A 21,997-nucleotide genomic window follows, 5' to 3' on the forward strand; every position below is an offset into this window, starting at 1 on the left:
CGCATCCTGACCAATGGGGAACGAGATGACGGCAATTGCAACGAAAGACCGTGTGCGGATGATCGACACCACCGTGCTGTCCGACGACTGGTATGTGCTGCGCAAGGTGACCTTCGACTTCCTGCGCAGCAACGGCAAATGGCAACGCCAAAGCCGCGAAACCTACGATCGCGGCAATGGCGCGACCATCTTGCTGCACGACCCGCAAAGCGGCAACGTCGTGCTCACGCGGCAATTTCGCATGCCGACCTTCGTCAACGGGCACGACGGCATGATGATCGAGGCGCCGGGCGGCCTGCTCGACGACGCCGCGCCCGACGAGCGCATTCGCGCCGAAGTCGCGGAAGAAACGGGCTACCGCGTGCGCAACCTGCGCAAGGTATTCGAGGCGTACATGAGCCCTGGCTCCGTGACCGAGAAGCTTTACTTCTACCTGGGCGAATACGACCCCGCCGAGCGGCCCGGCGCGGGCGGCGGCGTCGAGGAGGAAGGCGAGGATCTGGAAGTGGTCGAAGTGCCGCTTGACGAAGCGCTACGGATGATCGAGCGCGGCGAGATCGTGGACGGCAAAACGATCATGCTGCTGCAGCATGCGGCGTTGCGCGCAACACGCAAAGAGGTCGCGGCATGACGTCTCAACTCATTCTGATTGCGGGGCCGTGGCGCGGCGGCACCCACGGCGACCCGGCGCTCACGGCCGCGAATCTCGCCAGGCTCGAAGCCGCCGCACTGGACGTTTTTCGTCTCGGCCATACGCCGATCGTTGGCGAATGGCTGTCGCTTCCCCTCGCCGCCCAGGCGGGCTCGAAATGGGTTGGCGACGCCATCAGCGAGGCGTTCCTGTATCCGGTGGCCCACCGCATGATCGCGCATTGCCATGCCGTGCTCCGCATACCTGGCGAGTCGCGCGGCGCCGACGCCGATGTTGCGCTCGCCCGTGAAGCCGGCAAGCGCGTGTATTTCGACCTGGCTGAGATACCATACGCGTCTTGCGCCCTCTCCGACCAGACGCCGCCATGTACATCGTTTCCCTGACCTACACTGCCCCGCTCGAGCGCATCGACGACGCCCTTCCCGCGCATCGCGCCTATCTCGATGCGCAGTTCGAAGCGGGCAATTTCATTGCCGCCGGTCCGAAAATGCCGCGCGACGGCGGCGTGATCATCGCCTCGCATATGCCGCGCGAGCGGCTCGATACGCTGCTCGCCGCCGATCCGTTTGCGCAGCAAGGCGTCGCCGGCTACGAAGTGACGGAATTCAAGGCCACGCGCCTCGCTCCCGGCCTCAATCTGCCGCGTCCCGAAACACCTTGAACGGGCCGCTGCGGGCTTGTCAGCTCGTTGAGCCCGCAATCGGCGCCACCATACCCGACCAGACGATCTCCAGCTCCACGGCAATGGATCGCGCGAGCCCGTCGAGCCCCGGAAACAGCGACGCATTCGTGATGTTCATGCGGTAGAGCCACTTCATCGCGTCCATGCGGATGCGCTCGGGCAGCACGATCTTGTGCAGCAGTTCCTCGTGGCTCTCGTAGCCTTCGAGAATGGCCTGCAACGGCTTGTCGATCACGCCCGGCACGACGAAGGTGCCCGACTGCGCGACGAGCCGGTCGTCCATCTCCGTGGGCTCGCCCGACCAGAGAATTTCGTTCGTGTTGCTAAAGAAGTAGCGTTCGAAGTTGTCGTGCGCGCGCGGGTCGATCACGTCGCGAGTCAGCATGGGATTGGTCTTGGGCAGCGCGCGGCTGTTCCAGAGCGCGGGCGTGTTCAGCGCGTAGACGGCCGCGTCGCCGGTTGCGCGCTCCAGCGCGAAAAAGGCCGCGACGAACGGGCTTTTCGTGAAATCGAGCAGCCGTGTGGGCGCACCGTGGTGCTGCATGAGCGCGAGGCAGCGCAGATCGTCCTTGAGCAAGTCGGGATGCGCAAGGAAGTTGTGCGCCTTACGGCGAAACACGCGAATGGCACGCTCCTCGCGCTGGCGCCATTGCAGCCGGTCGCCCACGTAGTCGCGCATATAACGCGTGAGCGAGCTTTCGAGGTGCCACTGCGCGTTCTGCTGGCCGCGAAACGCCCAGCCGTCGAGCTGCGTGGTCAGCGCCATGAACTGCTGCCAGTCTGTGAGTACCGTGGTCTGCATCGTTGTTCCGGAAGCGTTTGTCTTTGCGTGGCGACGGGCCCATGAAGCGCGCGCCCCGCAGAGCACGCTAGCACATCAACAATGACAACATCACGAAGCTTGCGTCACGCGCCACAGGCAAGCTCAGGCGAATGCGCGCAGCATCGCGATCTGCTCGCGCCAGCGCGTCAGTACGCGATCCGGCTCGTAGAGCCGGAACGTCACGCCGCTGCGCACCTCGGCATATTTCGCGCGATGCTCGGTGACAGACTCGATTTCCACGCGAAAGACGCTCAGTTCGAGCGCCATTTGCCGCTGCGCCACGGCGTGAGCGCGTGCGCGTATCTCCAGCAGCGCGCCGTCGTGAACGAGCGAGAGCGTGAGACGCCCGTCGCGCACGAGATTGGCCGTGGTGCTCGACTGCGGCCAGACGGCGATGAGCAGCGTGTTGGCGTTGACGGCCAGGATCTCGCCCGCGCTCAGTTGCGCACCGTGCGGCCAGCCGTCCTTGCTTACGGTCGAAAGGCGGATCGCATCGGAAAGGTGCGCTTCGAGGTGGTCGCCGTCGAATTCGCGCACGAGCGCGGCGGGCAGTTGCGTGGCGGGTTGGGGTTGCGTCGCGGGCTGGATCGGCCGCGGGGCCGGTTCGTTGTGCTGCATGGGGCGTTCCTTGCGGGCGTGACTTGCGTCGGGTCACCCGAAATTGGACCGTAGCGCCGCGCCGAAGTCAAATCGCCCCGCCTTTCATCAACCGTTCAGCCCTTGGTCGCGCCGAACGTGAGCCCCGCCACGAAGTGCTTTTGCATCGCGAAGAACATCATCACCGAAGGCAGGGCCGCGAGTACCGATCCCGCCGAAACGAGGTTCCATGCCGTCGTCCACTGCCCCTTGAGGGCCGCAACGCCCACGGTGATCGGCGCGGCATCGTCGCCCTGGGTCAGGCACAGCGCCCAGAAGTAGTCGTTCCACACGAACGTGAACACGAGAATGGCGAGTGCTGCGAGCGCCGGTCGAATGAGCGGCAGCACGATGCGCACGAACACGGTCCATTCGTTCGCGCCCTCGATGCGCGCGGCCTCGACGAGTTCGAACGGCAGTTGCTTGATGAAGTTACGCAGGAAAAGTGCGCAAAAGCCGGTCTGAAACGAAAGATGAAACAGGATCAGCCCGCCCACCGTGTTGTAGAGCCCGAGCTTGAGCGTGAGATCGCGCACCGGAATCATCAGCACCTGGATCGGCACGAAGTTGCCCGCAACGAAAGTCGCGAACAGTGCCGAATTGCCCGGAAAGCGGTAGATGGCCAACGCATAGCCCGCCAGCGCCGCGAGCGCGATGGCACCGGCCACGGCGGGCAGCGTGATCTGCACGCTGTTCCAGAAGTAATGCAGCATGGGCGAAGTCGTGAGCGCGTCGCGATAGTTCTCGATCATCGCGAAGTGCTTCGGCCAGCCCCAGTAGTTGCCCTCGCTCAGCTCTTCGGTGGAACGTACTGAGGTGACCAGCACCGCAATGAGCGGCAGCAGCCAGATGATGAGCGCCACGGGCAGCGAGAGTTTGTACAGGCGGCGCGACGCGGGCTTCCATTTGTCGACCGGAATCGGAAACATGTGCGGCTCCTCGTGGCGGATTCAGTGCTCGCTGCGCAGCAGGCGGCGCAGGTGATAGACGATATAGAGCAGCATGATCGCGAACAGCACGACGGCAATCGCGGCCGAATAACCGAGCCGGTAGTATTTGATTGCCTGGTCGTACATGTAGTACGCGAGCACCGTCGAGCTTTCGAACGGGCCGCCGCCCGTCATCACGGAGATGAGGTCGAAGCTGCGCAGCGCGCCAATGACCGTGACCACCACGGCCATGAACGTGACGGGGCGAAGTTGCGGCAGGATCACGTGCCAGAGCATGGTCCAGCCCTTCGCGCCTTCCATGCGCGCGGCCTCGATCTGCTCGCTGTTGAGCGTGGTGAGGCCGGTGAGGTAGAGGATCATGCAGTACGCGGTTTGCGGCCAGAGCGCCGCGAAGATGATGCCGGGCGTGGCGTAATTCGGGTCGCCGAGCACGGGTATGCCGCGGCCCAGCATGAGCGCGAGCAGGCCGAACGTGGGGTCGTAAAACCACGAGTAGATGAGGCCCACCACCACGCCCGAAAGCACGAACGGCGCGAAGAACAGCGACTTGACGATGCGAATGCCGCCCACCGCCTGGTTGAGGTACAGCGCGATCGCGAGGCCCATGGGCGGCGCGAGCAGGAACAGCACCAGCCAGATCACGTTGTTCTTGAGCGCCGTGTAGAACGTGGGCGCATGGAACAACTCGACGTAATTTGCGAGGCCCACGAAGCTCGCTTCGGTCATGCCGTCCCAGTTGTAGAGCGACAGACGCAGCGTGGAGAGAATCGGCCAGATCACATAGACCGCGAACATGATGACCGCGGGCGCGAGAAAGAGGCACGCGGCACGGCGCTGGCGCCGTGCGGTGGGCGACACGCGGCGGCGCGGCTGAATGCCCCGCCCGCTTGCGTGCGGCATGCCGCCGTTCTCGCCACCCGCCGGTGCGGTTGCGTCCGCGCGATGCGCAACGGTGTGAGTCACTGCCTGTCTCACGGCAAAAACCTCCTGTCTACCTGCACGTAGGGCAGACGGCGCAAGCATGCACCGCCCGCCCCACTTCGAACTCCTTACTTCTTGTAGATCCGCTGACGCGCCTGCTCCAGCTGCGCAAGAATCGAGTCCAGCTTCGTCGGATCGGACACGAACTGCTGCATGCCCTTCATGCCTTCGTCGGCCATTTCCTTCGTCATGTCGCGATCATAGAACTGCGCAATGCCGCCCTTCGTATTCGAAAGAATCTGGAAGCCGATCTTCGAAATCGGGTCTTCCGGCTCCGGCGACTTGCTGTTGGCCGAAAGCGAGCCCAGACCCTTCGCGAGTTGCGCGCCCACTTCGGGCGTCTCCGCAAACGCAAGGAACGCACGCGCATCGGCCTTGTTCTTCGCCTTGCCCGGAATATGCAGCGATTCGACCGGGCCATCTTCGGCGGTCGGCACGTTCGGGTCGATGATCGGGAACTGGAAGTAACCCATCTGCTGCTTGACCGTCGGGCTGAAGCCGCCCGTGATGAAGGTGCCCATGAGCATCATCGCGGCCTTGCCCTGGAACAGGAACGGCTGCGCCGCATCCAGATCGTACGACAGCGAATTGGGAATGAAGTCGCCGTCATCGAGCAGTTGCTTCCACGTGACGTAGACCTTCTTCACGCGCGGGTCGGTGTACGGCACCTCGCCCGCCATGAGCTTCTGGTGAAACGCGTTGCCGTTCAGGCGCAGGTCCAGATAGTCGAACCAGCCTGCCAGCGTCCACGCGTCGCGGCCAGCCACGGCAATCGGCGCGATGCCGGCGGCCTTGAGCTTCTTGCACGCATCGAGGAATTCATTCCACGTCTTGGGCTCGCTCTTGATGCCCACCTTGTCGAACAGGTCCTTGCGATAGAACATGCCCCACGAGTAATACACCGTGGGCGCGGCGTACTGCTTGCCCTGGTACGACGAGGCCTCCTTCGTCGAGGCGTACATGCTGTCCCAGTTGTTCTTCTTCCAGTCGTCCGAAAGGTCCGCGAAAAGGCCGCGCTTCGCGTAGTAGGCCATGCGCTCGCCGTCGTGCCAGTTCACGATGTCGGGCGGCGCGGTCGTAAGCCAGTTCGGCAACTGCACCTTGTAGGCTTCCTCGTCGACGAACGACACCTTCACGTCGGTGCCGGGGTGCGTTTTCTTGAACTCGTCGATCACCTGCTCCCACACGGCGCGCTGGCTTGCGCCCTTGTAGGCAATATTCATTTCGAGCGTGCCAGCCTGCGCCGCGCTTGCAAACGTGCCTGCAAGCGCGCCCGCCGCCAGCGTCGCCGCAACGAGCAGGGTGCGTGGTCTGAAGGTCTTGCCGATCATGCGTGTCTCCTTGGTTATACGTCGTTGTCGATGCTGCATCGGAAGGAACTGCGCAATGCGTCTGTTTCTCGTCCCGGCTTCTCGTCCCGGCTTCTCGTGCATTACGAACGGTAGGCGCTCACGCCCTGCGGTTCTATCGTACGCGAGCCGATTACGATTGCCTCGTCGGGAATATCCGCAGAAAGCGTGTGCGTGCCCGGCCCATAGTTAAATACCCAGGTGAAGCCGCCGCGCCGGCTCACGCGTATTGCGTCGCCGAGCGGCTGCGGCATAAGCCCCGCTTCGCGCGCCACCCGCGCAAAGAGCGCCTGCGTGCTGGCCTCGTCGAACAGGCTGGCCAGGTAGTGGACCGCGCCGCTCTTCACATAGGCGGGATGGCCGTCGCTGAACGTCGCGCGCACTTCCGGCACGGCCCATTCGCTTTCGCCGGCGACGCTCACCACAGCGCCGAGTTCGATCAGATCGCGCCAGTGGCGTGCATGACCTTCGTGCGCGCCGTCCATGTCGAAGCGCACCGGCTCGCTGATATTGGGCCGCAACGACTCCACGCGCCACACGCGCAGCGGCAGGAGCGCCGCGAGCGGCCCCGGCGGCAGGTTGGCGGGAATCTGCAAGTCGACGGTTTTCGAGCCCGTACGCGGCCCGATCACCACTTGCGCGCCCGAACTGACGAGGCGCTGCGCGAAGTCGTCGGGGACGATGGGCAGCGGCGGCACGACCACGAGACGGTAACCGTCGAGCGGCGCATGCACCGAAACGATATCCACGTCGAAGCCGAGCGCACGCAGCGCCGAGTAGTACTCCACAGCGAAGCGCGGATAGTGGAAATCCGCGCCCTGCGGATGAATCTCGAAGAGCCACTTCGCCTCGTAGTCGAGCACGAGCGCAACGGGCGTCTTCACGTCGAAGTCGCGCCCGCCCTTTGCCGCCGCGAGCACCGCCTCGATTTCCTCCGCCACGCGTGCCGCCTCCGCACTGCCAAGGTCGGGGCGGTTGTCGGGCGTATTCAGGCCCGCGTGCATCTGCTCCTGCGCGAAAGGCGCCTGGCGCCAGCGGAAATACGACACACAGCCCGCGCCATGCGCGAAGGCTTCCCAGCTCCAGAGGCGCACCATGCCGGGCAGCGGCGCGGGGTTCCAGTGCGCCCAGTTCACCGGGCCGGGCTGCTGCTCCATGACCCAGAACGGCAGCTTCGACATGCCGCGATACACGTCGTGATTGAACGAGGCGAAGTCCGGGTGCCCCGTGCGCAGATAGCGCGCCTTGACTTCGGGCGCGAACCACTGCTGATCGAGCGCGCCGAGCGGATAGCTGTCCCACGTCGCGACGTCGAGATCGGCGGCAACCTTGTAGTGGTCAAACTCCATGAAGAGCTGCATGAAGTTGTGCGCGATGGGCCGTCCCGGCGAATGCGCGCGCAGGATATCCACCTGCATGCGGTTGTAGCGGCGCACCTCATCGGAAGCGAAGCGCTGGTAGTCGAGCCGGTGCGACGGATGCGCCTCGGTCACGGTGCCAACGGGCGCGTCGATTTCGTCGAAGCTGCGGTACTCCATGCTCCAGAACACGGTGCCCCAGGCGGTATTGAGCGCGTCGATACTGCCGTAGCGCGCCTTGAGCCATTCGCGAAAGCGCTGCACCGCCGCGGGCGAATAGCTGACCACCGTTTGATGGCAACCGTACTCGTTATCGGTTTGCCAGTACGCGACGGCCGGATGCTGGCCATAACGCGACGCAACCGCCTCGCAGATGCGCCGCGATGCCTCGTAATACACCGGCGACGAAAAATCGTAATGCCGCCGCGAGCCGAATCCGCGCACGCGGCCATCGGCGCCCACGGGGAGAATCTCGGGATGCCGGTCGATCAGCCACTTGGGCGGCGTAGCCGTGGGCGTGCACATCACCACTTGCAGGCCGGCGGCGCCGAGCGTGTCGATGGCGCGATCGAGCCAGCCCCAGTCGAACTCGCCGGGCGTGGGCTCGATGCGGCTCCACGCAAACTCGGCGATCCGCACCTGCGCGATGCCCAGCGCCTTCATGCGCGCGGCGTCGTCTTTCCACATGGCCTCCGGCCAGTGCTCGGGGTAGTAGCAAACTCCAAGACGCATGCCTGTGTCCTCGTTTGTTGTTTTCATGCGGGTTGATCGGCGGTGGCGAGCGGCGCAACGGCGAAACCGTCTTCCGCAAAAAGATGGCAGGCGTTGGCGCTCGCACGGAACTGCGCGGCGTCGCCGCTAGCTAGCCGTGCGTCGCCGGGCGCCTTGGCGACGAGCACCGCCCCGCCCGGCTGATCGAGGTGCACATAGCTGTGCTCACCCAGTTCCTCGACCAGCGTGATGGCACGCGTAATCATCAAGGCATCCTGAGTATTTCCCAACGTGCGTGGCGCAACCCCTTGCTCCACCAGTTCGAGATGCTCGGGCCGCACGCCGAACGTGACAGGCGCGCCTACGGCAAGACGCGTGCCCTGCACCGGCAGCCGCAACGTCTCGCCGCTTTCGTCGAGCGTAATGCTCACGCCGTTCGCCTCGATGGCCGCCACACGCGCCGGCAGAAAATTCATGCGCGGCGAGCCGATGAAGCCCGCCACGAAGCGGCTCGCAGGCCGGTGATAAAGCTCGAGTGGCGCACCGACCTGGGCGATGCTGCCATATCGTTCGGTATCCTTACCGCTATGCAGCAGGACGATCTTGTCGGCGAGCGTCATCGCCTCGATCTGATCGTGCGTCACGTACACCACGCTGGCCTGCTCGAACTGCCGATGCAGGCGTGCAATCTCGATACGCGTCTGGCCGCGCAACGTTGCGTCGAGATTGGAAAGCGGCTCGTCGAACAGGAACACGCCGGGCTCGCGCACGATCGCGCGGCCAATCGCCACGCGCTGCCGCTGCCCGCCCGAAAGCGCCTTGGGGTGGCGCTCGAGCAGCGCTTCGAGTTGAAGAATGCGCGCGGCTTCACGCACCTTGCGATCGATCTCGGGCTTCGGTGTTTTCGCGAGCTTCAAGCCGAACGCCATGTTCTCGTACACGGTCATGTGCGGGAACAGCGCGTAGCTCTGGAACACCATGGCCACGCCGCGCTGCGCGGCGGGCACATCGTTCACGAGCTTGCCGCCGATCGAAATATCGCCGTCGGTCACGTCTTCCAGGCCCGCGATCATGCGCAGCAGCGTGGACTTGCCGCAGCCCGATGGGCCGAGGAATACACAGAACTCGTTCCTGCCGATCTCCAGATCGACGTTGCGAATCACCGGCGCATTCTCGCCGTATGCCTTCTGAACGCCGCGCAACGAAATGCTCGCCATCGTCCCGTCTCCATGTTCTAATCGGCACGACACGGAGATTAAGCGCTTAATCAGCAAGCCATAAAAAAGCGATCGCGTGTGCGATCTGGCTGCTTTGTCTCCGGTAATCGTTTTGATTGTCGGGCCAATGTTGCAGTGCCCGTCACAATCATGCAAATGTTGAATCGCCTTCCCATATTTTGAGATCGCATGCCGACCCTCAACGAAGTCGCGCGCCGCGCCGGCGTGACGCCCGCCACCGTCTCGAACGTCTTGCGCGAGCGCGGCCGCGTGGGCGAAGCCACGCGCCAGCGTGTGCTCGAAGCAGTCGAGGCGCTCGGCTATCGCCCGCATTTGTCCGCGCGCGCGCTCGCCGAAGGGCGGCCGCCGACCATCGCGCTCATGGTGTCGAGCATCGCGAACCCGTTCTACCCGGAGTTCGCGCTCGCCGTGGAAAATGCGCTGCGGCGCAGCGGGCGCTTTCTCATCATCTGCAATACGGACGGCGACCCGCAAACGGGCCGCGCCTACCTCGAACAGATCGCGGGCACGCTCTCGGCGGGCGTGCTCGTGATGAACGCCAATCTCGACTTCTCCGACCTGCGCGCCACCGTGCGGCGCGGCGCGCCGGTCGTGCTGTGCATGTGGGAGCGCCCGCTCGACCCGCCTGGCCTGCCGTGCGTGGCCGTGGATTTTCGCCGCGCGGGGGAGCTTGCCGCACAGCATTTGCTGACGCTCGGGCATCGGCGCATTGGCGCGATCGTCGGCAGCAAGGTTTCCGGCATCCATGCGGCGCGCTATGACGGCTTCGTCGCGGCCATGCAGGCGGCCGGGCTCGACGGCGCGGGCGCGCCCGTGCGTTATGCGCCGGACACGACGCAAGGCGGCTACGCGGCCACGAGCGAATTGCTGGCGCGGCACCCCGACCTCACCGCAATCTTCGCGACCAACGACCTGCCCGCGCTCGGCGCGATGCAGGCCGCCGCCGATCTCGGCCTTCACGTGCCGCGCGAGCTTTCGGTGGTTGGGATCACCGATATTCAGCTTGCGCGCGAATCGCGGCCTGCGCTCACGACCGTTGCGGTCGCAACGATCGAGGCGGCGGAGCTGGCCGTCGAGTTGCTGACGGAGCTGGTCGAAGCGCCCGATTCGGCTGCGGGCGCGGCTGCACGCGTGTGTGTGGTCTCGTCGCCGCAGCTGGTCGTGCGGGCTTCCACGGCTGCGCCGCGAGCGAAAGCTTGACGAAAGAATCAACACGAGCAAACCGCATCCAACGCAAAGAACCGATAAGCAAATTTAAGGTTCTGTTCCAACCATCCGTTAAACACGATGGCGCTGCACCTGTGCACCGTCACGCAGAAAAACAATCGAAGATGGCTGGAGAAAAACGAACGTGAAGCGAATAACGTTGAATCAGAAAGCCTGGAGCATCGTCGGGCTGCTTTGGCTCTCGCTCGTCGTGATGGTGGTGGCCAACGCCTTCATGACGCGCTCGGGCATGGTGACGGACCGCAAGAACCTGGTGGAACAGGAAACGCAAACCGCACTGGGCGCGGTCTCGTACTACCAGAAAGAAGCGGACGCCGGCCACATGAGCGCCGACGACGCGAAGCGCCTCGCCATCGCCACACTGCGCGGCATGCGCTACGGCGACGACAAGAGCGGCTACTTCGGCATTTACGACAGCAACGCCATGGCGCTGCTCGTGCCGCCGAAGCCTGAGATGGAAGGCAAGAGCCAGGCGAACCTCACTGACCCGCGCGGCACGCATGTGGCGCTCGAGATCGTCAAAAGCTCGTCCGCGGGTGGCGACGGCTACAGCAGCTACTGGTGGCCGAAGCCGGGCAAGAGCGCGCCGGTCGAGAAGATCAGCTATTCCGTCCTCGTGCCGGGCTGGGACTGGCACCTCTTCACCGGCATCTATACCGACGATATCGACGACGCCTTCCGCAGCGCGCTGATCAGCAATCTCCTGCTCGTGACGGTGATCGGCGCAGCCGTGACGCTCGGCCTCATGTGGCTCATCCGCACGATCCGGCAAAGCCTTGGCGGCGAGCCGGAATATGCCTCGCAGATCTGCCAGCGCATTGCCGACGGCGATCTCACGGCGCATGTGAACCTCGCGCCCGGCGACCAGCACAGCCTGCTCCACTCGATGCAGCAGATGCAGCGCCAGCTGGTCGAAACCGTGCACCGCATTCAGACTTCGGCCGAATCGATCACGACGGGCGCCAAGGAAATCGCGGCAGGCAACCTGGACCTTTCCTCGCGTACCGAGGAACAAGCCGCCTCGCTCGAAGAAACGGCCGCCAGCATCGAAGAACTCACGACCACGGTCAAGCACAACACCGACAACGCGCGCCAGGGCAATACGCTCGCCGTGAACGCATCGGAAGTCGCCGCGCGCGGCGGCGAAGTCGTGCGCCGCGTGGTCGAAACGATGAACGAGATTTCGAACAGCTCGCAGCGTGTGGAGCAGATCATCGGCGTGATCGACGGCATTGCCTTCCAGACCAATATCCTCGCGCTCAACGCGGCCGTGGAAGCGGCGCGCGCCGGCGACCAGGGCCGTGGCTTCGCCGTCGTGGCGGGCGAGGTGCGCAGCCTCGCGCAGCGCAGCGCGACAGCCGCCAAGGAGATCAAGGACCTGATCGGGCAGTCGGTCACGCAAGTATCGGAAGGCACCAGGCTCGTTGACGAAGCGGGTAAGACGATCGACGAGGTGGTGATTTCGGCACGCCGCGTGGCTGACCTGATGGGCGAAATCGCAGCGGCTTCCGAGGAGCAGCACACCGGCATCGAGCAGGTGAACCGCGCCGTCGCGCAGATGGACGAAGTGACGCAGCAGAATGCGGCGCTCGTGGAAGAAGCATCGGCCGCGGCGCAGTCGATGGCGGCGCAGTCCAATGGGTTGCGCGAGATCGTGACAGTGTTCCGGGTCGGGGCGCAGGCTGAGCCGGCGCTTGCTTCAACGGTTAGAGCGCCTGCTCAAAGCGCGCGTGCCGTGCGCCCGGCAGCACCGCTCAAGCGCCCTGCCCCTGCCCGTGCGAAGCCTGTGGACACCACGCCGGTGCGCAAGGCCGCGAACGCCGAACCGGCTGCAGCGGCCAGCCCGGTAAGCGCCGCGTCCAACGAAACCGCAGACTGGGAAACGTTCTAAGGGCGCCCTGGAACGGCATCACGCAAGGCTCGCGCCCTCACCCGGCGCGCCTTGCTGGGCCCGCCACGCAGCAAACGTAATCAGCCCGGGCGCAAGGCTCGGGTCGTCGATCCGCGTCCAGCTCGTATAGGTGTCGTCGAGTCCCGGCACCGGCTGCGGCGTCGCGAACTCCACGCGGGACATGCCGGGCCGGTACGCCTCGTTCGGCCAGAAGACCGGCATGATGCGGCGCGCCGCCATTTCCTCACGCAACGCCGCGGGGCCGCCTTCGTCGGCCACGACATCGCATTGCGCCGCCCAGTCGTGACTATCCCACGCGAGAAACACACCGGCGTTGCCCGCAGCGTCGAACGTCAGCACCGCATTCTGCTCGGGCCGCCAGTAGTACTCGACAATCCGCTCGCGCAGCGCGACTTCGTGCAGCACGTCGGCAATACGCCGGTTCGCGTAGATCGCGCCTACGCCATGCACGCCGATATGGCCGCGCCGTGCGCAGAACTTGCGCTTGGCATCGTCGATCGCGCCGCGCAACTTGCGGGTCATGGCCGGATCGGACTTCTTCACGTAGAAGTCGATCAACCCCGCGTTGAACGCCTCCACCGCATGCGATTCGTCGGCCGTGGCCGTGAGCAGGATGCGCGTGCACGCCACGTCCTTCGCGGCGGCGAGAAACTCAACGCCGGTCATCTCCGGCATTTCGTAGTCCACGACGAGCGCGGCGATATCGCCAAAGCGCGCCGCGTCGGCCATCACGTCCTCGCCCAGCGCGTTGCCGCCCCGCTTCTCGAACTCCGACCATGCAGCGCCCGCAGCGGGATTGCGCGCGCTCTGCCGCGCTTCATGCGAGGCGACGAAGGCCAGCGCTTGTGCGGCGCTCGTGAAGTAGCGGTCCGTGCCCGCGCCCGGAAAGAGGCCGCGCAACGCGTAGAGGAAGTCGGGGCTGTCGTCGAGAAAAACGACGGAGACGGGATGAAAGACCGGCTGTCTGACGATGGAACTCATGCTGGATCTCGGTTAAGCACACTGCGCCTCATGCGGTGCGCCCGATACCCGGAGCTGCACCGCGAGGAAAACATGTCGATTATGCGGCGTGTCGCCTGGACACAGCAACCCGAAGCCGCAACGGTGCGTTCAGCGCAGGCATGCGCAAACGTTATCGCAGCCAGCGAGCATGAAGCGGTTTGCGTATGTGGGGAGCACGGTTCTGGATGAAGAGGAACACGAAGAGAATGGTGCATGCCTCCTTATCAGCGGAGGCACGCGCGGCTGCCGCCTGCAGTCCCTATCTGGAGTTACTCTGATGTACGCACGCGAATCCATTCCCGCCGTCCTTTCCCGTGGCACCGCCGGATTCTCCGACGAAATCATGGAAGCTACGCCGACCAAAACGTTTCATCACGTCATCGATATTTACCTGAAGGACTCGAACGCGTTCATGAACACGTATTTCGCCCGCTATTTCGAATGGCAGGGCATTTGCCGCGAACGCTGGTTTCACGAGTGCATTCACAACAATCTGCTCGCCTCGGGCGGTGTGTTCGTCACCAAGCGCGCGCACCAGGAATACGTGCAGGAAACCTTTCCGTTCCAGCGCGTGGATTGCTACCTCAACACCTTCCAGGTGCGTCAGTGCTCCGCGTATCTCGTGTTCCGCTTTTGCGTGGACGGGCGGCCCGTTTCGCTCGGCTATCAGCAGATTCTCTTCGCCGGCACCGACAAGCGCATTCGCCGCTTTCCGCCCGGCATCATAGAGCGCGTGAAGGAATACGAGCTGGTCCTGCCTTCGGGTTCGAACTAAGCGCGCATTGAGCACGTTCAACCCGGCTACATGAACTAGCCCGCGAAATCCTGCCCCGCCGGAAAACGGCGGGGTTTCGCCGGTGCGTCGTGCAGCGCGCGGTCGGCGCTCGTGCCGGGCTCCGGCAGGCGGATCGTGAAGGTCGTGTGGACGTGCGGTTCGGACTCGCACGCAATCGTGCCGCCCAGCGCTTCGGCCACGCGGCGGCAGAACGTGAGGCCCATGCCGGCGCCGCGCCCGTGCGCCTTGGTCGAATAAAACGGATCGAACACGCGCGGCAGGATATCGGCGGGAATACCACAGCCGTTGTCGGTAAAGCGCAGCACGCAAAAGCCCGCTTCGCTCGTCGCGCTGATCTCCACGCGGCCCACGTAATCGCTAATCTTGTCGCTTTGTTCGGCGATTTCCGCGTGAATCGCAAAGAGCGCGTTCTTGAGCAGATTGAACAGCACGAACACGACCAGCGAATCCGAGCCCGAGAAGCTCAGCTGGGCGTCGATAGGCGCCACCTCCACCATATCGCGCTCGCCGGTGCGAAACGGAAAGCGCTCGAGCGCGGCGTTCACGCAGGAGCGCACCGGGTAGGTCTCGAAGCTGCGCCGGTCGAGCCGGTCGAGCGTGAACGAAGCGAGCGACATTTCGACCACCGTGCTCGTGCTGTCCACCTGGCGGCGTATCGACGTGGCAAGCGAGGAAAGGCGCTCCGACTGCCCCGGATAAAGTCCGTCCACGCACAACTGGTGCTGCACGGCCAACTGGTAGCCACGCATGAGTTCGGGCAGCACGTTGCCGATTTCCTCCGCATGCATGCCGATGGCCGCGAGCGGCGTGGCAACCTCGTGCGCCACCGTGGCCGCAATGAGGTACGGGCGCATGAGGCCGTACCGCACGATCGTGACCGCGAGTATGCCAAGGCTGATGGCGATGAACACCGCACCCACGGGATAGAACGCGAACCCGTAATTCACGGCGTAGTCGGTGGCGGCGAGCGCGTACAGGCCGAGGCTCACGAAGCACAGGTCGAGCAGCTTGCGGCGGTCGTGCGCCTGCGTCTGGCGGCGCGCGGCATACAGCAGCCATGCACTGCGGCACGCGAGCAGCACTGTCTGCGCCACATGCACGGGATGCAGCATGCCCGCCTTCGGATACTTGCCGAAGAAGAACGTGCCGTAGCCGTCCACGACGGCATCGCTCAACAGCAACAGCGCCGCGAGCAGCACACTGAGCAGGTAGGACGCGATGAGGAGCGGGCGTTCGCCGCGCCGGGCGCTCACTTCGGTCACGAAGTGATAGAACGTGGTGGGCAGAAAGAGGATGAAGAAGTAACCGGCCTTGACGAGCACGGCGGAGAGATCGGGGTCGGACGTCTGGAACAGAAACGCCCACGTGCCTTGCCAGAAGAACGTGGTCGCGCACATCAAGGCGAACGGCACCGAGAGGCGCGTGAAGCCCTCAGTCAGGAGCACGTAGACGCCGAATCCGAGAAATAATGCGGACACGAACGCTGGCAGGATCGAATACATAGTCTGTCGCGTGGGTTCTTGTTCTTACCAGCCTGGTTGGCGCGGCGCGTTGCCTTCAGCGTCCCCGTGCGCCCAATGTGCGATTTGCGGGCCGCATCTCGCAGCCCATTCGCCGCCCATGCATGGCGCATGAAATGCGCGCCGATCGAATCGATTTTGCCGATTATCGCCGCTAATCCCGTGTTGCGGCGAAATTTTCCGGTCGACGGCAGCGCCGCTATGCGCCGTGAATCCCCGATGGCTCAAAATCGGTCGAATTGGCAGAAAACAACGGTATCCGTCGATTGAGGACAACCCTGGCGCCGCCCAGAATAGAGGTCATCACCCACCCCGACGGAGCACCCCGATGACCCCGACCCTCGCCGATGTCGCGATTCCCGACAGCAAACTCGCCCGCGAAATTACCGAACTCGTGCGCGATACCGAATCGCCGCTGCTTTTCCATCATTCAAGCCGTGTCTATTACTTTGGCGCGCTGGCCGGCCGCCGGCTCGGCCTGAAGTTCGATCGCGAGCTGCTCTACGCGGGCGCCATGTTCCACGACATGGGTCTCACGCACGCGCACAGCAGCGACCACGAACGCTTCGAGGTCGACGGCGCGAACGCCGCGCGCGACTTCCTGCGCGGCCACGGCATCTCGCAGCAGGACATCGACCTCGTGTGGACCGCCATCGCGCTGCATACGACGCCGGGCATTCCCGAGCACATGCATCCGGTAATCGCGCTCGTCACGGCGGGCGTCGAAATGGACGTGCTCGGCATTGCCTACGACCGCTTCAGCGACATCGAGCGTGAGGCCGTGGTCCACGCGCACCCGCGTAGCGAGCACTTCAAGGAAGACATCATTCAGACGTTCTATGACGGCATCAAGCACAAGCCCGCCACCACCTTCGGCAACGTGAAGGCCGACGTGCTCGCCGACAAGGACCCGCACTTCCACGCCGGCAACTTCTGCAGCGTGATCCGTCATTCCGCCTGGCGCGGTTGAGCGCCGCCCTGGGCGCTCCGAGCCCCGTGAGGCGGCGTTCGGCGCGGTTCTCGCGCGCGATGCTATGCTCATCGCGATGCCCGGAACCGCGCCGCCGGGCCACGCCGCACCGCGATGCGCGCGCGTCCATTCGCTGTCCCGGGGGCTTCATGCAGCACACGCCTGGCCGCACGCGGCCGCACGGTTTTTCCAGCATGGTCATGAAACGCCCGCACCTCGTGGTGACGGTGTGCTTTCTCGCCGCCATGGCGCTGGTGAGCGGCGTGGGCCTGCGCCAGCTCTACCAGATGACGCGCAACGACCTGCATAGTCGCCAGCGTGACCTGGAGGTGCGGGCCGTGGGCGTGGACGCGCTGATCTCCGCAGAGCGCCGGCGCCTGCTGTTCCTGCGCGACTACGCGGAACACGTGCTCGCCTCGCCGAGCCAGCAGCGCGCAGGTCTCCTCGATCCGGCGGTGCAGGCCGCGCTGCGCAACAGCGACAAGCTCGCATGGCAAGTCCCCGGCGCGATGGACGGACCGCTCGTTTTCGGCACCAACGCACAAGGACTCGCGGGAATCGAGGGCTTTCACCGCGACACGGCCACGCTGCCCGCCGACATCGTGCTCGCGCGCTCGATCAGCCCGCTGCTCGCGATCAGCCAGCACGCCGACGCGGTGCAAAGCACGGTCGCGTACATCTCGGCCAACGGCCTGTATGTGCTCTCGCCCGAGCGCCCGGACGCGCCCGCGCCCGATTTGTTGCGGCGCTTCAGCACGATGCCCTACTACCGCCTGCATCTGTCGGGCCGGAATCCGCGAAACGGCATCGTCTGGACTCCGATCTATACGGAAACAAAACGAAGCGAGGCGATTTCCACGCTGAGTGCGCCCGTCTACGCGAATGGACGCTTTCGCGGCGCCGTGGTGATGGACGTCACGCCCTCGCGCCTGCTCGCGCTCCAGCTTGCCTCCTCCAACCTGACCGAGGACGAGGAGCCTGCCGAGTTCGGGCTCCTGAACGATAACGGTGACCTCGTCTATTTCGTCGATGGCAAGATCACGGCGCAACGTCCCGCGAGCTTCGATCCGAATCTGCTCGACATGGCGCGCGCGCAGGCCGCGGCGTGGCTGCAACGCGGCCAGGGCTACGCTCAGCGAGGCGGGCGCTACCTGCTCTTCCAGCACGTGGGGGACACACACTGGATCCTGCTCGCGAGCACGGACGACTCGGAACTCACGCTCGCGGCGGCGCACCGCGTGTTCAGCAGCCCGCTGATCGTCGCGTGGCTGGCGATCGCCGTGCTGCTCGTCGGCACGCTGTTCATCGTCAAGAACATATTCGGCCAGTACGTCGAGGCAAGTTCGCGGCTCGAAACGCTCGCGCGCAGCGATCCGCTCAGCGGACTCGCGAACCGGCGGCGCTTCCAGGAGGTCTTCGACGAGACGCTGGAGCGCGCCGCCCGCGAAGGCGGCAGCGACGCGGCCGCGCCTGCCGTGGCCATGCTGATGCTCGATATCGACTACTTCAAGCGCGTGAACGACCGCTTCGGCCATGCGGCGGGCGACCGCGTGCTCGTGATATTCGCAGACATCCTGCGCAAGAACCTGCGCAGCGCGGAAATGCCCGCGCGCGTGGGCGGCGAGGAGTTCGCGGCGCTGCTGCCCGGCGCCGATCTCGTCACGGCGGCGGCCGTAGCCGAACGCATCCGCCGCGCGGTCGAAGCGCACGCGGCCAGCGCGCCGGGCGACGCCGCAAATCAGGACGCCGATGCGATCGCATTCACCGTTTCGATCGGCGTGGCGGCCAGTCCCGCCGATTGCCCCGCCCACTACGAAGCGCTCATGTCGGTGGCCGACCGGCGGCTTTACGCCGCGAAGGAAGGCGGGCGCAATCGCGTCGTTGCAGAGGATTCCCGATCGATCGATCCGGCGCGAGCCTGACGATTGCGCAGGCCACGTTCATGCGCCATGCATGAGCGGGAGAGCCGGCCGCCCTGCGAGTGGGCTCCCGCACCGCACAGCAGCGCGTCGCCGCCATCGGAAAGACGCTACCATCGGCAACGGCGAACGTCGAAGGCCGCGCGTCGCCCTCGTTCGCGACGCCGGAGCCCGACCGTCCATCATGAGCAGCCGACTCACCGCCCTGACGACGTTTTGTGTCGTGGCGTTCGCCGTCCTGGCAACGCTCATGGCCGCGGTGTACGCGTCGGACGCCGTCGACGAACGCCAGAAGCGCGACCAGGTCGATGTCTTTTCGAGCCGCGCGCTGCTGCGCGCCGAACTCGTGACGGCCGAAGCGGAGTCCGCGCTGCACCAGCTCATGCCATACGGCGACGATCCCTGCACGAGCGACCACCTGCAGCGGCTGCGTCATGTCGAAGAGCAGTTTCGATACATTCGCGAAGTCGTCTGGACCGATGGCGCGCGGCTGCGCTGCAGCTCGCAACGCGGCGACGTCGATACCGCATTGCCGCCACCCGAATGGACCTACGCCGACGGCTTCACCGCCTGGCATAGCGAAGTCGGCAAGCGCGGGAACGAGCGGCGCATGCTCAACTTGCGTCTCGGCAATCACGTCGTGGTGATCGATCCGCGCTTTTACCTCGACATCGTGCCGCTCGACGACGCCATCCAGCTGGCCGTGCTCGAAACGCAGGACGGCGGCATCATTACAAGCTGGGCACACGTCGACGATGCGATTGTTCGCGCAGCACTCAAGCGCACCAGCAACAGCCAGTATTTCGAGGGCCGCTATTACGTCGTGGAGCGCTCGAGCCGCTTTCCCATTGCCGTGGTCGCGTACGAGCCCGAGAACCGCATGCGCCGCGACCTGCCCGCGCAACTCCAGACGCTGTTGCCGCCGGCGCTCGTCCTGAGTGTATTCGGCACGTGGCTCGTCATGCGCTGGCGCCGCAAGCTGCGCACGCCGCGCAACGCGATACTGGAGGGCATCCGGCGGCGCCAGTTCGTCGCGTGGCTGCAGCCGCTCGTCTCGCTGGAAAGCGGGCGCTGCGTCGGCGCCGAAGCGCTCGTGCGCTGGAAGCTCGAAGACGGCTCCGTCGTCGCGCCGGACACGTTCATTCCCATGGCGGAATCGCTCGGTCTCGTCGAGCCCATTACCGACCAGGTCGTGCGCTCCGTGTTCGAGAGCGTGGGCGCCGTGCTGGCCCGGCGCCGCGATCTGCACGTCTCGCTGAACCTCGCCGGCAAGGATCTCGCCGGCACGCGCGTGCTCGAAACCCTCAAGCCCGTTCTCGGAAAATATGCGGTGCGCCCCGAGCAGATCTGGTTCGAAGCGATCGAGCGCACGCTCATCGACACTGCCGGCTCCGCGCCCGTTATCGAGGCGTTTCGCGCGGCGGGCCACCGAATCTTCATCGACGACTTCGGCACGGGATATTCGAGTCTCTCGTATCTGCAGGAACTGCCGGTGGATGGCATCAAGATCGACCGCTCGTTCATCCGCTCGTTCGCGAGCGGCGAGGAAATGAACAAGATCGTGCCGCACGTGATCGACATGGCCCGCAGCCTCGACCTGCTGATGGTCGCCGAGGGTGTGGAAACCGAAGCGCAAGCGCAATACTTGCGCGAGCACGGTGTGCAGTACGCGCAGGGCTGGCTCTATGCGAAGGCCATGCCCGCCGACGAATTCCTGCGCTATCTGGAACGCGAAGCGGCGCGCACGCACAAGGCGTGAGGGTGGCACGCGCTCAGACGAGCGGCCCCGGTGACGTGCAGTGCCGCAACGCGCCGGGCAGGTGTGCAGACTCCACGCTGCAACGCGCCGCAGCGGCTTTGCTGAGCACGGCGCTGTCGTAGCCACGGCCGGCAAAGCGCACGACATCGACGAGATTAAAGCCTTGCGCGCGATAGAACGCGATGAGGTGGGCGGCGGGAAACGGCGTGTCGAGCGCGAGCTGCGTGTAGCCGCGCGCAGCTGCCCAACGCCCCGCGAAATCGAGCAGCGCACGGCCAATGCCGCGGCTCTGCCATTTTGGCTCGATACCGAACTGATGCACCGAAGCCACGCTGCGCTGGCGATAATGTTCGCACTGCGAATGGCTATCGTGACCTTCCAGCGTGAGCGTGCCGATGATCCTGCCATTGCAGAGCGCAACGAAGCAGTCTCCAGCCAGCGCGCGTTCACGCGTGAGGCTCGCCGCCTGGTCGGCGCAGGAGCAATGCAATCCTAGCGATGCGAGCCGCGAGAACGCGCGATGCAGCAAACGCGTCAGCGCTTCCCACGAGTCGTGGCGCGGATCGAAGCGCCTCAGCACGAGCCGGCCAAGGCCGGGCAGCACGGAGGTGACCGGCTCATCCGGGCGCTGGGTTGCACGCGAGATCGACATGGCGTCTCCTGTCGTTTCGATGCAGCCAGTCTAGGGATTGCCCGGATGGGTCACAAGAAAAAATGTCGTAAAAAACTGGGGCAATGCGCGTGAATGCCGTGGTGTGTGAGCGCTAGCCTTGTGCCGCCATACGCTCCACAACGGCGAGCACGATGCGCTTCGCCGAATCGATATGCGCCACGGTCAAGGCGCGCGCGCTGCGCGCGTTGCGGGCGAGGCACGCTTCGAGAATCGCCTCGTGTTCGCGCTGAAAGGAGGGGGTATCGGCAAGCAGCGTATTCTGCAGCCGCTCGTAGCGTTCCACTTGTGCACGCAGTTCGCGAATAGCCGCCAGTTGGCGAGCGTTGCCGCATGCGCCGTAAAGCAGCTCGTGAAACTCGCGGTTGAGTTCGCCCTGCTTTTGCGTGGTGGCCGCCTCGGCCAGCAGCCGGTGCACGAGTTCCGCGCGTGCGAGCGTTTCGTCGTCGATGCGCTTGACGCTGTGAAAGATCGCGTCGCCTTCGAGCAGCACGCGCAAGCCGTAGATCTCCTCCACGTCGTGCGCCGTGAGCATGCGCACGACCGCGCCGCGATTGCGGAAAATCTCGACGAGCCCCTCGCGCGCGAGCCGCTGGATGGCTTCGCGCAGCGGAATGCGGCTCACCTCGAATCGCTCCGCGAGGTCGCGCTCAACGAGGCGCTCGCCACCGCCCAGCTCGCCGCTGACGATCAGATCGCGCAACCCGGACGCAACCGCGTCCGCTGTAGAGTCGAATCGTGTTTCCATGTGTGTCTGGCCGGTTCCTGCCTGGTTTTCATTTGGGCGAATTGGGCATAATGGTATACCAAAATGCCGAATACGGTCATAATGACGTACCCCT

Annotated in this window: 20 protein-coding genes; 9 read left to right on the top strand and 11 right to left on the bottom strand. The window is 64.9% G+C overall.

What is annotated here, in order from left to right; translation table 11 throughout:
* Window positions 1-25 precede the first annotated feature (25 nt).
* From U5A58_RS27620 to U5A58_RS27630, 3 genes are read left to right on the top strand one after another with little or no spacing between them, the layout of a single operon-like run.
* On the top strand, window positions 26-631 hold the full coding sequence (locus U5A58_RS27620) for an NUDIX domain-containing protein (protein ID WP_321963777.1): 606 nt from the start codon (window positions 26-28) through the stop codon (window positions 629-631).
* Entirely contained in the window at window positions 628-1,035 is a 408-nt protein-coding gene (locus U5A58_RS27625) for a DUF4406 domain-containing protein (RefSeq protein WP_321963778.1), read from the top strand. The genes U5A58_RS27620 and U5A58_RS27625 overlap by 4 nt, the downstream gene beginning before the upstream one ends.
* Window positions 1,017-1,313 (top strand): YciI family protein, encoded by a 297-nt coding sequence (locus U5A58_RS27630; RefSeq protein WP_321963779.1) that lies wholly within the window; start codon window positions 1,017-1,019, stop codon window positions 1,311-1,313. Before U5A58_RS27625 ends, U5A58_RS27630 begins: the two co-directional genes overlap by 19 nt.
* 19 nt (window positions 1,314-1,332) lie before the next feature.
* Here U5A58_RS27630 and U5A58_RS27635 read toward each other — a convergent pair whose 3' ends face one another.
* From U5A58_RS27635 to U5A58_RS27665, 7 genes are all read right to left on the bottom strand, one after another.
* Window positions 1,333-2,136: an FRG domain-containing protein gene (locus U5A58_RS27635; RefSeq protein ID WP_321963780.1), complete on the bottom strand. Its 804-nt coding sequence runs from the start codon at window positions 2,134-2,136 to the stop codon at window positions 1,333-1,335.
* A 123-nt stretch (window positions 2,137-2,259) separates the two neighbouring features.
* Window positions 2,260-2,775: a pyridoxamine 5'-phosphate oxidase family protein gene (locus tag U5A58_RS27640; RefSeq protein ID WP_321963781.1), complete on the bottom strand. Its 516-nt coding sequence runs from the start codon at window positions 2,773-2,775 to the stop codon at window positions 2,260-2,262.
* Between the two features lie 95 nt (window positions 2,776-2,870).
* Window positions 2,871-3,722, bottom strand: a complete 852-nt coding sequence (locus U5A58_RS27645) for a carbohydrate ABC transporter permease (RefSeq protein ID WP_321914023.1) — start codon at window positions 3,720-3,722, stop codon at window positions 2,871-2,873.
* A gap of 21 nt (window positions 3,723-3,743) precedes the next feature.
* Window positions 3,744-4,643, bottom strand: coding sequence for a sugar ABC transporter permease (locus U5A58_RS27650; protein WP_321914155.1), 900 nt, complete (start codon window positions 4,641-4,643; stop codon window positions 3,744-3,746).
* A 149-nt stretch (window positions 4,644-4,792) separates the two neighbouring features.
* The gene (locus tag U5A58_RS27655; RefSeq protein WP_321963782.1) at window positions 4,793-6,055 is read right to left on the bottom strand and encodes an ABC transporter substrate-binding protein; all 1,263 of its coding nucleotides are present in this window, start codon (window positions 6,053-6,055) and stop codon (window positions 4,793-4,795) included.
* Between the two features lie 101 nt (window positions 6,056-6,156).
* On the bottom strand, window positions 6,157-8,163 hold the full coding sequence (locus U5A58_RS27660) for a beta-galactosidase (protein ID WP_321963783.1): 2,007 nt from the start codon (window positions 8,161-8,163) through the stop codon (window positions 6,157-6,159).
* 23 nt (window positions 8,164-8,186) lie between these two features.
* Window positions 8,187-9,359, bottom strand: a complete 1,173-nt coding sequence (locus U5A58_RS27665; RefSeq protein ID WP_321963784.1) for a sn-glycerol-3-phosphate ABC transporter ATP-binding protein UgpC — start codon at window positions 9,357-9,359, stop codon at window positions 8,187-8,189.
* Between the two features lie 189 nt (window positions 9,360-9,548).
* Between U5A58_RS27665 and U5A58_RS27670 the strand changes: the two genes are divergently transcribed.
* Both U5A58_RS27670 and U5A58_RS27675 read left to right on the top strand, forming a co-directional pair.
* Window positions 9,549-10,580, top strand: coding sequence for a LacI family DNA-binding transcriptional regulator (locus U5A58_RS27670; protein WP_321963785.1), 1,032 nt, complete (start codon window positions 9,549-9,551; stop codon window positions 10,578-10,580).
* 166 nt (window positions 10,581-10,746) lie between these two features.
* Entirely contained in the window at window positions 10,747-12,498 is a 1,752-nt protein-coding gene (locus U5A58_RS27675) for a methyl-accepting chemotaxis protein (protein ID WP_321963786.1), read from the top strand.
* 18 nt (window positions 12,499-12,516) lie between these two features.
* Here U5A58_RS27675 and U5A58_RS27680 read toward each other — a convergent pair whose 3' ends face one another.
* Window positions 12,517-13,500, bottom strand: coding sequence for a response regulator (locus tag U5A58_RS27680; protein ID WP_321963787.1), 984 nt, complete (start codon window positions 13,498-13,500; stop codon window positions 12,517-12,519).
* A 298-nt stretch (window positions 13,501-13,798) separates the two neighbouring features.
* On the opposite strand from U5A58_RS27680, the gene U5A58_RS27685 reads away from it, so the two are divergent.
* Complete coding sequence (locus U5A58_RS27685; protein ID WP_069265858.1) at window positions 13,799-14,296, top strand: acyl-CoA thioesterase; 498 nt, start codon at window positions 13,799-13,801, stop codon at window positions 14,294-14,296.
* 35 nt (window positions 14,297-14,331) lie between these two features.
* On the opposite strand, the gene U5A58_RS27690 is transcribed toward U5A58_RS27685, so the two are convergent.
* On the bottom strand, window positions 14,332-15,819 hold the full coding sequence (locus U5A58_RS27690; protein ID WP_321963788.1) for an ATP-binding protein: 1,488 nt from the start codon (window positions 15,817-15,819) through the stop codon (window positions 14,332-14,334).
* A gap of 346 nt (window positions 15,820-16,165) precedes the next feature.
* On the opposite strand from U5A58_RS27690, the gene U5A58_RS27695 reads away from it, so the two are divergent.
* The 3 genes from U5A58_RS27695 (at window position 16,166) to U5A58_RS27705 (ending at window position 20,485) form a co-directional block, all read left to right on the top strand.
* Entirely contained in the window at window positions 16,166-16,807 is a 642-nt protein-coding gene (locus U5A58_RS27695) for an HD domain-containing protein (RefSeq protein ID WP_321963789.1), read from the top strand.
* Between the two features lie 200 nt (window positions 16,808-17,007).
* Window positions 17,008-18,729, top strand: a complete 1,722-nt coding sequence (locus U5A58_RS27700; protein ID WP_321963790.1) for a diguanylate cyclase — start codon at window positions 17,008-17,010, stop codon at window positions 18,727-18,729.
* 181 nt (window positions 18,730-18,910) lie between these two features.
* Window positions 18,911-20,485 (top strand): EAL domain-containing protein, encoded by a 1,575-nt coding sequence (locus U5A58_RS27705; protein ID WP_321963791.1) that lies wholly within the window; start codon window positions 18,911-18,913, stop codon window positions 20,483-20,485.
* 13 nt (window positions 20,486-20,498) lie between these two features.
* Here U5A58_RS27705 and U5A58_RS27710 read toward each other — a convergent pair whose 3' ends face one another.
* Complete coding sequence (locus U5A58_RS27710) at window positions 20,499-21,137, bottom strand: GNAT family N-acetyltransferase (RefSeq protein WP_321963792.1); 639 nt, start codon at window positions 21,135-21,137, stop codon at window positions 20,499-20,501.
* A gap of 112 nt (window positions 21,138-21,249) precedes the next feature.
* Window positions 21,250-21,903 (bottom strand): GntR family transcriptional regulator, encoded by a 654-nt coding sequence (locus tag U5A58_RS27715; RefSeq protein ID WP_321963793.1) that lies wholly within the window; start codon window positions 21,901-21,903, stop codon window positions 21,250-21,252.
* Between the last annotated feature and the right edge of the window lie 94 nt (window positions 21,904-21,997).

Origin of the sequence: Paraburkholderia sp. J7 (assembly GCF_905220155.1) — a bacterium.
In the GTDB taxonomy this organism is placed as follows: Bacteria; Pseudomonadota; Gammaproteobacteria; order Burkholderiales; family Burkholderiaceae; genus Paraburkholderia.